Here is a 14226-nt window from a genome sequence, read left to right on the forward strand (position 1 = left end):
TGGAACGTATGCGCGATATGGACGCCCGCCGCGTCACTCGTCGTCGACGGCGCAGCGGCAGACCGTCGGGCTGAACTCGTCGGCGATGCGCTCCAGCGCCATGTCGCCGATCGGGTTGGCTCCGGGGCCCATGACCAGGGTCTGGGCCAGCAGGGCGTGCAGGCACTTCACGCGGGTCGGCATCCCGCCGGCGCTGATGCCGGCGATGTGCTCCTCGTCGTCGCCCAGCCGCACGGCCAGCTCGTGGCGGAATGCGAGGTACAGCGCATGGGCCTGCTCGTAGGCCCGGCGCAGCTCCTCGTCGGCGGCGAGCCGGTCGTTGTACTCGTACATCGCGCCGGCCGCCTCCGCGTGCGACGCCGCCTTGACCGCCTGCGGGCCGGTCAGGTAGCAGGTGGTCGGGAACGGGATGCCGCCCGGCAGCAGCGGCCGGGTGACGACGGCGAGCGGCCTGCCGCACACGCAGCGCGCGCCGACCGCGACCATGCCGCGCGGGTACCGTCCCAGCTGGCGCTCCACGACGGCGATGTCGCGCTCGTCGGCCGGCTGCGCGAGGCATCGGTCGACCAGCCGCGTCGCGAGGGCGTTCAGATCGTCATTCCTGTCCACTGGTGTCTCCTGTCGTGTCGTTGGTCGTGGCCGCGGCGTCCGAGTCGTCGCTCCGGTCCGCCCGCCCGAACAGATAGTCGAGCTCCTCGTACCACGGCAGCGTGCTGCCGGACGGGTCCGAGGACTGGTCCGCCGCGTCGTCCGCCCCGTCGTCGCCGGTCACGGCCTCGGGGTGCATGACGCGCACGGCCTGCTCGCCGGGGAACACGAAGCCGAGGCGTTCGCGCGCCTGCGCCGTGACGTAGGCGTCGTCGTCCCACCGCGCGATCTCGTTCTCCAGGTCCTGCTTGCGCTCCTGCAGCGACGCCTCCTCGCGCTTGAGGCTGTTGAGGTCGGCGAGGTCCATCGCATAGGTGTGGAACGTGGAGACCAGCTGGATGGCGCCCAGCGCCACGATGAACAGCGAGATGAAGAACGAGATCGGCCCGGTGTTGCCGCTCCGCCTGGCCTTGCCGCCGCGCGGCCTGTTCGCTCGGGTCGATGTGCTCATAGTCATGAAAATACCCGCCGCATTCGACGAGCGAACGCGGCGGGTTCACGAAGCCTGTGCGCCTCTCACCGGCCGGTCAGGGCCGGATCGGCGATCACATGTACTTCTTGCAGGCCTTGAAGGCGCTGTAGCCCGCGTACTGGGCGGTGGAGCCGAGCTCCTCCTCGATCTCGAGCAGGCGGTTGTACTTGGCGATGCGCTCGCCGCGAGCCGGGGCGCCGGTCTTGATCTGGCCGGTGTTCTTGGCGACGGCCAGATCGGAGATCGTGGTGTCCGGGGTCTCGCCGGAGCGGTGCGACACCATGGAGGTGAAGCCGTTCTTGGTGGCCAGCTCGATGGCGTCGAGGGTCTCGGTCACGGTGCCGATCTGGTTGAGCTTGACCAGCAGCGAGTTCGCGGCGCCCAGCTCGATGCCCTTGGCCAGACGCTTCGGGTTGGTCACGAGCAGGTCGTCGCCGACGAACTGCAGGCGGTCGCCGAGGCGGGCGGTGATGGCGGCCCAGTCCTCCCAGCCCTCCTCCTGGAACGGATCCTCGATGGAGACGATCGGGTACTCGTTGACGAGCTTCTCGTAGTAGTCCAGCATGTAGGCGGACTCGCGCTCCTCGCCGTCGAAGCGGTACTTGCCGGTCTCCTTGTTGTAGAACTCGGAGGAGGCGACGTCGAGCGAGATGCCGATCTGCTTGCCCGGCTCGTAGCCGGCGGCGGAGATGGCGTCCATGATGTACTTGATGGAGTCCTCGTTGGACTTCATCTTCGGCGCGAAGCCGCCCTCGTCGCCGAGGCCGGTGTTCAGGCCCTCCTTCTTCAGGACGTTCTTCAGGGTGTGGTAGACCTCGACGCCGGCGCGCAGGGCCTCGGAGTAGGTCTCGAAGCCGTACGGGGAGATCATGTACTCCTGGATGTCGGTGGCGAAGTCGGCGTGGGCGCCGCCGTTCATGATGTTCATGTTCGGCACCGGCAGGATGTGGCCGTTAGTGCCGCCGATGTAGCGGTACAGCGGCATGCCCGCGGACTCGGCCGAGGCGTACAGGGCGGCCAGCGAGACGCCGAGGATGGCGTTGGCGCCCAGACGGCCCTTGTTCGGGGTGCCGTCGAGCTCGATCATGACATCGTCGAGAGCGCGCTGGTCGGAGGCGTCCATGCCGATGACCTTCGGGGCGATCTCCTCGTTCACGGCCTTGACGGCGTTGAGCACGCCCTTGCCCTGATAGACGGACTTGTCGCCGTCGCGGCGCTCCCAGGCCTCGGCCTCGCCGGTGGAGGCGCCGGACGGCACCAGGCCCAGACCCTGGGCGCCGTCCTCGGTGTCCAGGACGACCTCGACGGTCGGGTTGCCACGGGAGTCGAGAATCTGACGCGCGTACACGCTTTCAATAACTGCCACAACTACTCCTTACACGTTGGGTTGTGATGACACTGCCAAGAATAGTGGGTTTGATGGACGTTCGCCGTGAATTGCAACGGCATGTCGTGTTAGCGCTCACACCACACCGCGCCGAGGGATTGTCCATGGCGTGGGCCCACAATGGTGCGCGACACGGGGTGCCCGGGCCGAATCCTGAAACACGCTGGAGGACGCGACCGCGCCGAAAGCCGGCGGCTGGGCTGAGATCACACTCGTCGAACCTGATGTAGCTAGCACTATCGAAGGGAATGTCATCATGCACGAGCATGCCGTGCGCCGTCGCATCCCGGCCGTCCCGGCCGCGTGGGCGTCGACGCTCGTCCTGTTGCTGTGGTGGTATCTCGCCACGCTCACGCCGCCGGATACGCGGCCCCTCCCCTCGCCCGGCGAGGTCGTCGGCGCATGGATCGACCTGGACGCCGAAGGCCTGCTGTGGCCCTCGATCGGCGTCAGCCTGCTGCGCGTCGCCTCCGGGCTGGCGATGGGCGTCGTCCTGGCCGTGCCGGCCGGACTGCTCGCCGGGGCCTCCCGTCTGGGCATGGCCGTCATCGACAAGCCGATCCACATGCTGCGGGCGGTGCCGTTCCCGGCGCTCTCCCCGCTGTTCATCATCGCGTTCGGCATCGGCGAGACGATGAAGATCGGGCTCATCGCGGTCGGCGTGTTCGGCCTGATCTATGTCAACCTGCGCGACGGCGTGCGTCGCCTCGACCCCAGGCTGCTCGAACTGGCGCGGGCGTACCGCTTCGACCGCCGGACCCTGTTCCTGCGCGTGCTGCTGCCCGGGGCGCTTCCCGGGTTCATGACAGGCCTGCGCTTCGCGCTCACCGTCGCGTGGATCGCGCTGGTGACCTGCGAAACCGTCAACTCCTCGACCGGACTGGGCTACATCCTCTCGCGCTCGCAGCAGTTCTCCCGCACCGACCAGACCGTGCTGTGCATCGTCATCTACGCGGTGCTCGGCCTGCTGTCGGAGACCATCGTGGCACTGCTGGAACGCGCGGCTCTGCCCTGGCAGCACGCGCGGCGCTGAGGGCGCGGCCGAGGACGCACGCCGCCGACGCGCCCCATCCGAGAGCCGCGTCCGCCCGCGGCCCGCCTTCCGCGCGGCCTTGACCGTCCACGGCCGCGACGCGCGGAAACGGCGGCGCCCGCCCGCGGACGCACCCATCATCACATCCACGACCACAACGAAAGGAACCGGCATGCCCCGGAACACCCATACCATCCTCCGCCCCCTCGCCCTGATCGGCGCACTCGCCCTGGTCGCCCCGCTCGCCGCCTGCGCGCCGCGGGACGACGCCGCGACCGGAACCGACACCATGCGCGTGGCGTACCTGTCGACCGCCAACTACCTGACCACACTGAAGAACGAACGGTTCGCGCAGGACGAGCTCGCGCCGGCCACGGTCGAATTCACCGGCACGTACAACCCCGCCGACGCGCGCACCGCGATCCAGTCGGGCAACGCCGACGCCACCTCGACCGGCACCGGCTCGTTCATCAACCTGATCGCCCAGGACCAGCCGTGGACCGCGTTCGCCATCGAGTACTACGACGGCGACTCCCAGGGCATCGTCGCGGCGCCGGGCAGCGGCGTCGAATCGCTGGAGGACCTGTACGGCAGGACCATCGCCATCGACGCCAAGGGCGCGACCGGCGACTACATCGTCCACCAGGCCTTCGCCAACGCCGGGCTCGACGCCTCGCAGGTCACCGAGGTGGAGATGAGCCCGAGCAACTTCAGCGCGGCGTTCGGCTCCGGGCAGGTCGACGCCATCGCGACCTTCGACCAGAACCTCGCCTCCGCGATGACCACGCCGGGCGCCAGGCTGCTCGTCAACGCCGAGGAGTACGGCAACCTCAACGTCTCCATCCACATCGTCGCGCAGTCCTTCGCGCAGGAGCACCCCGACCTGGTCAGGGCCATGTACCGCGCGCTGGTCGAGGAGTCCGACAAGGCGCAGGAACACCCCGAGATCATCACCGACGCCTACCGCGAGTTCGGCGCCTCCGAGGACATCATCGACCAGGTGGCGAAGTTCGACGTCCCCGAGATCCTGCCGATCGACCAGAACGGCCTGGACATGCTCGAGCGGCAGGCCGCGCAGTACGTCGACTTCGGGTTCATCGACGCCGTGCCCGACCTCGCCGGCCACGTCATGGACTGCAGCGAGTGACGATGGGCATCGCGCTGCATGATATCAAGGTCGGTTTCGACGGCGTCGACGTGCTGCGGGGCGTCGACCTGTCGATCCGCGACGGCGAGTTCACGTCGCTGATCGGCCGCTCGGGCTGCGGCAAGTCCACGCTGCTGCGCGTGGCGGCGGGCCTGCTGCGACCGCGGTCCGGCACGGTCGAGACCGACGGCGACATGGCCTTCGGCTTCCAGGACGCGCGTCTGGTGCCGTGGATCCGACTGTGGGACAACGTCACGCTGGGCATGCCCGGACGGCGCGCGGAACGCCGGGCGCTGGCGATGCGGGCGCTGGAGCGGGTCGGGCTGGCCGACCACGCCGAGGCCTGGCCGGCCGAGCTGTCGGGAGGCCAGGCCCAGCGCGCCTCGCTGGCCCGCGCGATCGTGCGGCGCCCGCGTCTGCTCCTGCTGGACGAGCCGTTCGGCGCGCTCGACGCGCTGACGCGGCTGGACATGCAGGACCTGCTGGCGCGGCTGCAGGCCGACAACGGCTGGGCGACGCTGATGGTCACCCACGACATCGCCGAGGCCGTGCGCCTGTCGGACCACATCCTCGTGCTGCGCGACGGCGTCATCGACACGACGTTCGACATCGACCGCGGCACGCTGGACGACGAGGGGCTGCCGGCCGGGCACGCCGAGACGGAACGCCGGCTGCGCGCGGCGCTGCGCTGAACCGGGCCTCGCCGGCGGCGGCGAACTGCGGCGACGCATACGGAAAACGGGGCTTCCCGGATCGGTATGGTCCGGGAAGCCCCGTGCCGTATAGACAGGCCGCGGACGGCCGCATCAGGCGGTCACGCCGGACGGCCGCGCCGCCGGGCGGCCCGTATCGGATCCGGCGGTCAGGACTCGACCTCGACGAGCTCGGGAGCGCGACGCGTGGAGAACTTCGCCATCGCCAACGCGAGGACGAAACCGGCCACCGACATGCCGACGAACGCCGTCATCGACTCGGGGAACGCCTTGAGATACGAGGACCGCCAATCCATGCCGGCGGACTGCGCGGACGTGCTGAACGCGGTGATCAGCGTGCTCGCGACCGCGGTGCCGATCGCGCCGGCCGTCTGCTGCAGCGTGTTGAGCACGGCCGAGCCGTCGGCGTTCAGCCGCGCGGGCAGCTGGTTCAGCGCATGCGTCTGGTCGGGCACCAGCACGAAGCCGGCGCAGCCCATGAACAGCGTGTACAGCACCGCCACGGCCCACTCGTTGCCCGACAGCGTGATGAGCAGCACGTCCATCACGGCCATGCCGGCGAAGCCGAAGATGATGAACTTCGGCGGATAGTGCTGCTTGAGCGCGCTGCCGATCAGCGGGGCCGACACCGCGCCGACGATGGCGCCCGGCAGCAGGATCAGCGCGGCGACCATGCTGGTCTGCCCGAAGCCGCGCTGCAGCAGGATCGGCAGCAGGAAGTTGAGGCCGAGCACGCTGCCCTGGCTCATGAACAGGATCACGATGCCCAGGCTGAACCCCGGATAGGTGAAGGTGCGCACCTCGACCAGCGGATGCTCCAGCGACAGCTGCAGCCGCACGAACGCGGCCAGCGCGATGACGCAGACCAGCAGCGTCGCCCAGACGCGCCAGTCGCCGCCCCATTCGCCGAAGAAGCTCACCGCGATGATCAGCGCCGCCAGGCCGACGGCGACCAGCAGCAGCGACGGCACGCTGATCACGGCGCGCTCGCCCTTGCGGATGTCCGGCACCGTGCCCACGCCCAGCAGGAAGGAGAGCACGAGGAACGGCAGCATCGTGTAGAAGATCCAGTGCCAGTCGAGGTACTCCATCACCACGCCGCCGAACACCGGGCCGATGGCCGGCGCCGCGCAGGTGACCAGGCTGACCAGGCCGAGCATCATGCCGCGCTGCTCGAGCGGCGCCTTCTCCAGGATGATCGTCGTCAGCAGCGGCAGCGAGATGCCGGTGCCCAGAGCCATGACCAGGCGCGCCGCCAGCAGCATCGGAAAGTTCACGGCGAGCGCGCCGAGCGCCGTGCCAGCCGTGAAGATGGCGACGGCGGCCACGAACAGCGCCTTCGTCGGGAAGCGGCGGACGAGGAACGGCGAGCTGGGGATGGCCACGGCGAGCAGCAGCAGATAGCCGGTGGTCAGCCACTGCACCACCGATGCGGAGATCGAGAACTCCTCCATCAGCACGGAGTAGGCGATGTTCAGCGACGTCTCCGAAAGGACGCCGAGAAACGTCAGGATGGCAAGCGAGACCACGACGACGATGAGTTTGGGCGCCACGGCCCGTTTGCCGCCGTCCGACGGCGTGTTGGGGTTTGGTTGGTTCACTCGGAACTCCTCACTTTCTGTGTACGGTACGGGGAGTTCTTGTATTGCAGGAATGTTACGTGAAAAGACGGGTATGTCGCGCGCCGCACGCGGGCGTCACCGCAGGACCGTCTCCATGCCGATCTTCTGCGGCTTCAGGCCGCATCGCTCGTAGAAGCCCATCGCCGCCTCGTTGCACGCCCACACGTTCAGCGTGACGTTGTGGCATCCGGCCGCCTTGGCGAAGCCGAGGACGTGGCGGTACAGCGCGGTGCCGACGTGGCGTCCGCGCTGCGACTCGTCGACGCACAGGTCGTCGATGTACAGCGTGAGGATGTCGGTGAGGATGTTGTCGTCGACATGCCGTTGGAACTGGCAGAAGGCGTATCCCAGCAGACGATCGGCGTTCCCGGGGTCGCCGTCGGCGATGGATCCGGCGCCGGGTTCGACGGCGACGAAGATCGGCATGGCGTCATCGGCGATCATCGTCCGCAACTGGTCGTCGGTGTATTTGGCGGCGGCCGGTTTGAACAGGTCCGGGCGTCCGGCGTGGTGCACGTCGAGCACTTCGCGGAGCAGCACGTCGATCTGCGGAATGTCGCGGGGGTCGGCCCGTCGGATGCGCATCGTGCCGGTTCCGGGCCCCTCCTCGCCCCGCGATCGCATCCCCGTGCCGGCCGATTCGTCCATTGGGCCCATCCTCTCCTCCTATCCGCGCGGCCTCCTCGACGGCTTGTGGTTGTTGACGTACCAGTAGGCCAGCGCCACCACCACGGCGCCGCCGACGATGTTGCCCAGGGTCGCGACACCGATATTGTATAGCGCTCCCTGCACGCTCAACGAGGCGACGCCGTCCACGCCGGCGCCGTAGCCCATCGCCTTGGCGGCCAAGCCCACCGGGATGAAGAACATGTTGGCCACGCAGTGCTCGAACCCCATCGCCACGAAGCCGGAGATCGGCAGCAGGACGCCGAGCACCTTGTCCGCCACGGAGCGCGCGGCGAAGCCGATGCGCACGGCGAGGCACACCAGGATGTTGCACAGCACACCGCGGACGAACAGCGTGCCCGGGGCGAGCGTGACCTTGGAGACGGCGGTGGCGACGGCCGCGTCGCCCACCAGGCCGTCGTTCAGGCCCATCGTGCCGGCGCCGGCGATCAGCGCCACGAGCAGCAGCGCGCCGGCGAGGTTGCCGAACCAGACGATCACCCAGTTGCGCACCAGCGCTGGCAGCGAGATGCGGCGCGCGGCGAGGTTCGAGGCCATCAGCGAGTTGCCGGTGAACAGCTCGGCGCCGCAGCACAGCACCAGCACCAGGCCCATGCAGAAGGCCAGGCCGCCGACGAAGCGCTTGGGGCCCCACGTCATCGCGGGATCGCAGGTGACGATGAGGTAGAACAGCGCGCCGAAGCCGATGAACACGCCCGCGAACATGGCCAGGATGAAGGTGACGGACTTGCTCTGCTTGGTCTTGCTCACACCCGCGCTCTCGACGGCCTCCTCGGTCTCGGCGGAGTTCAGCGCGTTGACGTGCACGGCGGGGATGGGGGCCGGCGGCTGGGGCGCCGGGTTGGGGTGCGACATCGAAGTCCCTTCCTGGTCGGAGTCTCGCACGGGAGCCCCCGTGCGAGACTCCATACTACCCAGACCACGCCCGCCGACACGACGCGGGACGCATACCCGACCGCCGCCCCCGAACGCGACCGCCGCGCGGAACGCGCTCACCGGCGCGGCTGGGGCGTCCAGGCCAGGTCGTCGAGCAGCCGGTCGGTCCAGGCCACCACCTCGTCCGAGCCCATCGGCCCGGAGCCGAAGGAGCCGGCGAACGGGGTCGGAATCAGGTAGGTCTTGGTGACGGGCCGATACTGCACGCCCTTGTAGATGCGGGCGATGCGCATCTGCACCGATTCGGACGGCTCGATCTTCGCGACGCGCACGCGGTTGCCCTGGGCGATGATCTCGCTGATGCCCAGGGCCCGCGCCTTGTTGCGCAGCCGCGCCACGGCGAACAGCGTGGCGAACTCGATCGGCGGGTTGCCGTAGCGGTCGGCGAGCTCCTCGCGCAGGTCCTCCAGATCCTGCTCGCTGCGCGCGGCGGCGAGCTTGCGGTACGCCTCGAGGCGCAGCTTGTCGGAGTCGATGTAGTCCACCGGAATCGACGCCTCGATCGGCAGGTCGATGCTGACCGCCACCGGCTCGGCGCGTTCCGGCTCCTTGTAGGCCTCGACGGCCTCGGAGACCATGCGCACGTACAGGTCGAAGCCGACGCCCTCGATGTGCCCGGACTGCTCGTCGCCCAGCAGGTTGCCGGTGCCGCGCAGCTCGAGGTCCTTCATCGCCACGTCGAAGCCGGAACCGAGCGCGGTGTTCTGCGCGATCGTGGCCAGGCGGTCGTGCGACTGCTGCGTCATCGGCTTGCTCGGGTCGTACAGGAAGTACGCGTAGGCGCGCTCCCGGCCGCGGCCGACGCGGCCGCGCAGCTGGTGCAGCTGGCTGAGGCCGAAGCGATCGGCGTGGTCGACGATCAGCGTGTTCGCGTTCGAGATGTCCAGACCGGTCTCGATGATCGTCGTGCACACGAGCACGTTGATGTCGCGGTGCCAGAAGTCGTGGATGATCTGGTCGAGCTGCTTCTCGCCCATCTTGCCGTGGGCGGTGGCCACCTTGGCCTCGGGCACCAGCTCCTTGATCCTCGCGGCCGTGCCGGCGATGTCGGCGACGCGATTGTGCACGTAGAACACCTGGCCGCCGCGCAGCAGCTCGCGCCGGATCGCCGCCGTGACCTGCGCGTCCTCGTAGGCGCCGACGTAGGTGAGCACCGGCAGTCGGTCCTCGGGCGGCGTGGCGAGCGTGGACATCTCGCGGATGCCGGTGACGGCCATCTCCAGCGTGCGCGGGATCGGCGTCGCGGACAGCGAGAGCACGTCGACGTTGGTGCGCAGCGCCTTGAGCGTCTCCTTGTGCTCGACGCCGAAGCGCTGCTCCTCGTCGATGATGACCAGGCCGAGGTCCTTGAACCTGATCTTCGGGTTGAGCAGCTTGTGCGTGCCGATCACCACGTCGACGGTGCCGTCCTCGAGCCCCTTGACGGTTTGATCGATCTCCTTGGCGCTCTGGAAGCGGCTCATCGCCCTGACCGTGACCGGGAAGCCCTCGTAGCGCTCGGAGAACGTCTCGAAATGCTGCTGGACGAGCAGCGTGGTCGGCGCGAGCACGGCCACCTGCTTGGAGTCCTGCACCGCCTTGAACGCGGCGCGCACCGCGATCTCGGTCTTGCCGAAGCCGACGTCGCCGCAGATCAGGCGGTCCATCGGCACCGGCTTCTCCATGTCGGCCTTGACCTCGTCGATGGTGGTGAGCTGGTCCGCGGTCTCCTGGTAGGGGAACGCGTCCTCCAACTCCTTCTGCCACGGGGTGTCCGGGCTGAACGCGAAGCCCGGCGTGCGCTGGCGCGCCGAGTACAGCCGGACCAGGTCCTCGGCGATCTCGTGGACGTGCTTGCGCGCCTTGGCCTTGGTGGCCGCCCAGTCCGAACCGCCGAGCTTGTTGAGCTTCGGGGCGTCCGCGCCGATGTACTTGCTCACCTGGTCGAGCTGGTCGGTGGGGATGAACAGCTTGTCCGGCGGGACGCCGCGCTTGCTCGGCGCGTATTCGATGACCAGGTACTCGCGGGTCGTGCGGTTGGCGCCGGCGCCGACGCTGCGCTGGCGCATCTCGATGAACCGGCCGATGCCGTGCTGCTCATGCACCACGTAGTCGCCGGCCTTGAGCTCCATCAGGTCGATGGCCTTGCGCCGCCGCTTCGGCGTCCTGGCCTGCCCGGCGGCGCTGGTGCGGCCGGTCAGGTCGCGTTCGGTGAGCAGCGCGACGCCGGCGGCCGCGTCGACGAAGCCGTCGACGGCCTGCGAGCGGACGACGTCGAACCGGGTGATGCCGGTCTCGTTGATCGCGCGTTTGAGGCGGGCCAGCGTGCCGTGGGCCGCAGCGGTGAGGGTGACCTGCATCCCGGCGTCCAGCAGCCCCTCGATGCCGCTGGCCGCGCGCCCCTCGTCGCCGCGGTACTCGGCCGGGGCGTGTGCGTCGAGCATGACGTGCCCGGGCCGGGTGGCGTCCACGCTGAAGCTGGTGAGCCGCCACACGTCGAAGTCCGCGTAGGTCAGCGCGGCGACGGTCTCGTCGAAGTCGAGGAAGCTCGCCTGGTCGAAGCTGATCGGGGCGCCCGCGCCGTGGCCGGACGCGGCGACGTGCCAGCTGGCCGCCAGGAACTCGTTCGCGGTCTTCATCAGGTCGTCCGCGGCGCGGCGCAGCTTCTCCGGATCGGACAGCATCACCACCGCATGCCGCGGCAGCATGCCCGAGACCGGCTCCATGTCGTCCACCAGCGCCGGCAGCAGGGACTCCATGCCCTCCACCGGGATGGCGTTGGCGATCGATTCGAGCATGTCCTCGGCGTTGGGGATCTGGCCGACCAGGCTGCGCGCGCGGTCGCGGACGGCCTCGGTGAGCTGCACCTCGCGGCAGGGCGTCGCCCAGATCGACTCCAGCCCGTCGCCGTAGGTGCGCTGGTCGGAGGCGTGGAACTCGCGGATCGTGTCGATCTCGTCGCCGAAGAACTCGATGCGCACCGGGTGGGGCGCCGTCGGCGGGAACACGTCGAGCAGCCCGCCGCGCACCGCGAACTCGCCGCGGTCCATCACCAGGTCGACGCGCGTGTACGAGTTCTCCACGAGCCGCGCGGCCGCGTCGTCCAGGGCCAGCTCCCCGCCGCGGGCGAACACCAGCGGCTCGACGTCGCCGAGCCCGGCCACCACCGGCTGGATCAGCGAACGCACCGGCATCACCAGGATGCGGATCGGGCCGAACATCGGGTCGCCCGGCTTCGGATGGCGCAGCCGGCGGAACACCGCCATGCGGCCGGCCACGGTGTCGGCGCGCGGCGAGAGGCGTTCGTGCGGCAGCGTCTCCCAGGCCTCCAGCTGGGCGATGTCGCCGGGATCGCCGTCGTACCAGGAGCGCAGCGCGTTGACGGTCTCCTCCGCCTCGCGGCCCGAGGCGACCAGGTAGACCACCGGCGCGCGCCCGGCGACCGCCGCGGCCAGCGCCGGCCGGATGCCCTCGGGGGCGCCGACCTCGATGGCGGGGTCCGCCAGGCCCTCCGGGCGTGCGAAGTCGTCCGCCGCCAGGGCGTGGAAGCCCGGGTCACGGTCGAGCGCGGCCAGCAGGCCGGACAGCGAGCCCTCGACCAGCTGGTTCATCGTCGCGTCGATGCGGCGTTCGCGTTCAGCGGCCATTGAACCGCTCCTGCGTCTTGGCGAGCCCGTGGAAGATGATCGATTCGGCGGCGTCGGCGCCGTCGGCGAGGAACTCGGGCAGCCGCTTGCGCTGGTCCGGCCCGAAGCCGCCGAGCACCCAGTTGACGGTGTTGTCGTGCGCGTTCGCGCCGCGGCGCGCGTGGCCGACGCCCATGCGCACGCGCGCGTACTTCGGCGTGCCGAGCGACTTGTCGATCGACTTGATGCCGTTGTGCCCGCCGGCGGAGCCGCCCGACTTGACCTTGATGCGGCCGAAGTCGAGGTCCATGTCGTCGTGGATGACCACGACGTGGTCGGGCTCGATCTGGTAGTACGCGCTGATCGAGGCGACGGCGTTGCCCGAGTCGTTCATGTAGGTGAGCGGCTTGGCGAGGAAGAACTTGACGCTGCGACCCTCCAGGTTCATCGCGCCCTTGCCGAGCAGGGCCAGGCCCTTGTGGTCGGAGAAGGCCACCGACCAGCGTTCGGCGAGCACGTCCGCCGTCATGAAGCCCATGTTGTGGCGCGTGTCTTCGTACTTCCTGCCCGGATTGCCCAGTCCCACGACCAGCCAGAAATTCGATGCCATCTCGTCCTCTTCCTGTTGCCTTGTGCTTCCGGGCGTCGTTCGCCCGTCCCGCTCTCGTCCGCCCGCTCTGCCGCGCGCCCGCGCTCCGGGCGTCGCGCATGCGGACGGCCGCACCGCGCCGTGGCGCGCCTGTCCGTCGCCGACGTCTCATTGTATCGGCCGCCGCCAACCGCCGCCCGTCCGCGAGTCCCGGGAGGGCCGCGACGTCCGCTCGTCGGCGCCGGCGCCCCTGACGTCCGCGCGCCCCGGTCCGGTTTCGCCGCAGACCGGGGCCGGGTTCAGGCCGCCGCCGCGCGCGAGGTCCGCGGCGTCGCAGCGGCGCGGCGCATCACGTAGTTGCCGAGCGTGACGCCGCGGCGTTCGACCCGCTGGCCGCGCACGACGACGTAGCCGCGCCGCTCGAAGAACGGACGGGCCGTGATCGAGGCGTGGACGGTGATGGTCCGGCCCGGCGCCGCCGCCTCCAGCCGGTCGCACAGCATCGCGGCGATGCCGCGGCGCTGGCGGTCCTTGTGCACGTACAGGCGGTCGAGGTGGGCGTGGCCGGCGTCGGCGCCGGCGTCAGGGTCGGCGCCGGCGTCAGGGTCGATGTCGCCGAAGCCGACGATCATGCCGGTGCCCGCCTCGACGGCCACCAGCGAACGGTGGCGGCCCAGCGACTCGCCCCAGGCGTCCATGTCGATGTCCGCGGGCGCCCACGCGTCGAGCTGGGCCGGCGTGTAGTCCGCGGCGTTCACGGCATGGACGGTGTCATGGAACAGCGCCATGATCGCGGGCAGATCGGCGGGACGGTATTCCCGGATCATGACGGGCGGGGGCGTGCGGCTCACAGCGGCAGGTACCAGTAGGACATGTCGTGGTTGATGCCCGGCAGGTGCACCGCGTCGGGCAGCTCGCCGAACAGCGTGAAGCCGAACCGGCGCATCAGCGCGATCGAGCCGGCGTTGTCTGAGAAGATCAGCGTGGTGGCCATCCGCATGCCGCGTTCGCGCGCGGCGTCCAGCAGCCAGGAGACCAGCAGCGTGCCCACCCCGCGTCGGCGCGCCGGCGCGGCGACGTAGTAGCTGAGCTCGACCACGCCGTCGTATCCGGCGCGCTCGTGGTACCGCGACAGCGAGCCGAAGGCGACGACCTCGCCGTCGGCGTTCTGCACGACGACGACCGGGTAGAGGGAGCGGGGCTCGTGGGAGTCGACCCAGGCCCTGCGCTGTTCGAGCGTGCGGGGCTCGATGTCGGCGCTGGACATGCGCTCGAGCACCGCCGCGTTGTAGATGTCGGTGATGGACTGCAGGTCGGCGTCGGTCGCATCGCGGATGGTGAATTCGCTCATGGGGCACCAGCATATCGCGGGCCGGTCACGGAGGCG

Annotated in this window: 13 protein-coding genes; 3 read left to right on the forward strand and 10 right to left on the reverse strand. The window is 69.7% G+C overall.

The features are described 5' to 3' along the window. Positions 1–33: 33 nt before the first annotated feature. The 3 genes from KIH73_RS00605 to eno form a co-directional block, all read right to left on the reverse strand. Positions 34–609 (reverse strand): DUF501 domain-containing protein, encoded by a 576-nt coding sequence (locus KIH73_RS00605; RefSeq protein WP_338023911.1) that lies wholly within the window; start codon positions 607–609, stop codon positions 34–36. Further along, positions 596–1099: an FtsB family cell division protein gene (locus tag KIH73_RS00610; RefSeq protein WP_219079578.1), complete on the reverse strand. Its 504-nt coding sequence runs from the start codon at positions 1097–1099 to the stop codon at positions 596–598. The genes KIH73_RS00605 and KIH73_RS00610 overlap by 14 nt, the downstream gene beginning before the upstream one ends. 94 nt (positions 1100–1193) lie before the next feature. Further along, positions 1194–2486: a phosphopyruvate hydratase gene (eno, locus tag KIH73_RS00615; RefSeq protein ID WP_219079579.1), complete on the reverse strand. Its 1293-nt coding sequence runs from the start codon at positions 2484–2486 to the stop codon at positions 1194–1196. A 277-nt stretch (positions 2487–2763) separates the two neighbouring features. On the opposite strand from eno, the gene KIH73_RS00620 reads away from it, so the two are divergent. The 3 genes from KIH73_RS00620 to KIH73_RS00630 all read left to right on the forward strand — a co-directional run bounded on the left by KIH73_RS00620 (position 2764) and on the right by KIH73_RS00630 (position 5379). Next, positions 2764–3540: an ABC transporter permease gene (locus KIH73_RS00620; RefSeq protein ID WP_219079580.1), complete on the forward strand. Its 777-nt coding sequence runs from the start codon at positions 2764–2766 to the stop codon at positions 3538–3540. A gap of 172 nt (positions 3541–3712) precedes the next feature. Further along, positions 3713–4687, forward strand: coding sequence for an ABC transporter substrate-binding protein (locus KIH73_RS00625; RefSeq protein ID WP_219079581.1), 975 nt, complete (start codon positions 3713–3715; stop codon positions 4685–4687). Positions 4688–4689: 2 nt separating this feature from the next. After that, the gene (locus KIH73_RS00630) at positions 4690–5379 is read left to right on the forward strand and encodes an ABC transporter ATP-binding protein (protein WP_219079725.1); all 690 of its coding nucleotides are present in this window, start codon (positions 4690–4692) and stop codon (positions 5377–5379) included. Positions 5380–5549: 170 nt separating this feature from the next. Here the strand turns inward: KIH73_RS00630 and KIH73_RS00635 are convergent, their stop codons facing one another. From KIH73_RS00635 to KIH73_RS00665, 7 genes are all read right to left on the reverse strand, one after another. Further along, the gene (locus KIH73_RS00635; RefSeq protein WP_219079582.1) at positions 5550–7001 is read right to left on the reverse strand and encodes a DHA2 family efflux MFS transporter permease subunit; all 1452 of its coding nucleotides are present in this window, start codon (positions 6999–7001) and stop codon (positions 5550–5552) included. Between the two features lie 96 nt (positions 7002–7097). After that, a complete protein-coding gene (locus KIH73_RS00640; RefSeq protein WP_219079727.1) occupies positions 7098–7607 on the reverse strand; it encodes a GNAT family N-acetyltransferase in 510 nt (169 codons plus the stop codon). An 81-nt stretch (positions 7608–7688) separates the two neighbouring features. Continuing rightward, positions 7689–8564 carry a formate/nitrite transporter family protein gene (locus tag KIH73_RS00645; RefSeq protein ID WP_219079583.1) on the reverse strand — a complete coding sequence of 292 codons (876 nt, stop codon included), beginning with the start codon at positions 8562–8564 and terminating at the stop codon, positions 7689–7691. Positions 8565–8701: 137 nt separating this feature from the next. Beyond that, on the reverse strand, positions 8702–12271 hold the full coding sequence (gene mfd, locus KIH73_RS00650; RefSeq protein ID WP_236022474.1) for a transcription-repair coupling factor: 3570 nt from the start codon (positions 12269–12271) through the stop codon (positions 8702–8704). Further along, on the reverse strand, positions 12261–12860 hold the full coding sequence (gene pth, locus KIH73_RS00655) for an aminoacyl-tRNA hydrolase (RefSeq protein ID WP_219079584.1): 600 nt from the start codon (positions 12858–12860) through the stop codon (positions 12261–12263). Before pth ends, mfd begins: the two co-directional genes overlap by 11 nt. Positions 12861–13138: 278 nt before the next feature. Beyond that, positions 13139–13627 (reverse strand): GNAT family N-acetyltransferase, encoded by a 489-nt coding sequence (locus tag KIH73_RS00660; RefSeq protein WP_219079585.1) that lies wholly within the window; start codon positions 13625–13627, stop codon positions 13139–13141. A 59-nt stretch (positions 13628–13686) separates the two neighbouring features. Further along, the gene (locus KIH73_RS00665) at positions 13687–14190 is read right to left on the reverse strand and encodes a GNAT family N-acetyltransferase (protein WP_219079586.1); all 504 of its coding nucleotides are present in this window, start codon (positions 14188–14190) and stop codon (positions 13687–13689) included. Positions 14191–14226: the final 36 nt, after the last annotated feature.

This window comes from Bifidobacterium phasiani, assembly GCF_019331775.1.
GTDB lineage: Bacteria > Actinomycetota > Actinomycetes > Actinomycetales > Bifidobacteriaceae > Bifidobacterium > Bifidobacterium phasiani.

Bases quoted from the DNA above. Each gene is read 5' to 3' on its own strand.
- KIH73_RS00665 (WP_219079586.1), bottom strand. From the start codon at position 14,190: ATGAGCGAATTCACCATCCGCGATGCGACCGACGCCGACCTGCAGTCC.
- KIH73_RS00610 (WP_219079578.1), bottom strand. From the start codon at position 1,099: ATGAGCACATCGACCCGAGCGAACAGGCCGCGCGGCGGCAAGGCCAGG.
- pth (WP_219079584.1), bottom strand. From the start codon at position 12,860: ATGGCATCGAATTTCTGGCTGGTCGTGGGACTGGGCAATCCGGGCAGG.
- KIH73_RS00620 (WP_219079580.1), top strand. From the start codon at position 2,764: ATGCACGAGCATGCCGTGCGCCGTCGCATCCCGGCCGTCCCGGCCGCG.
- KIH73_RS00645 (WP_219079583.1), bottom strand. From the start codon at position 8,564: ATGTCGCACCCCAACCCGGCGCCCCAGCCGCCGGCCCCCATCCCCGCC.
- KIH73_RS00630 (WP_219079725.1), top strand. From the start codon at position 4,690: ATGGGCATCGCGCTGCATGATATCAAGGTCGGTTTCGACGGCGTCGAC.
- KIH73_RS00625 (WP_219079581.1), top strand. From the start codon at position 3,713: ATGCCCCGGAACACCCATACCATCCTCCGCCCCCTCGCCCTGATCGGC.
- mfd (WP_236022474.1), bottom strand. From the start codon at position 12,271: ATGGCCGCTGAACGCGAACGCCGCATCGACGCGACGATGAACCAGCTG.
- KIH73_RS00660 (WP_219079585.1), bottom strand. From the start codon at position 13,627: ATGGCGCTGTTCCATGACACCGTCCATGCCGTGAACGCCGCGGACTAC.
- KIH73_RS00640 (WP_219079727.1), bottom strand. From the start codon at position 7,607: ATGCGCATCCGACGGGCCGACCCCCGCGACATTCCGCAGATCGACGTG.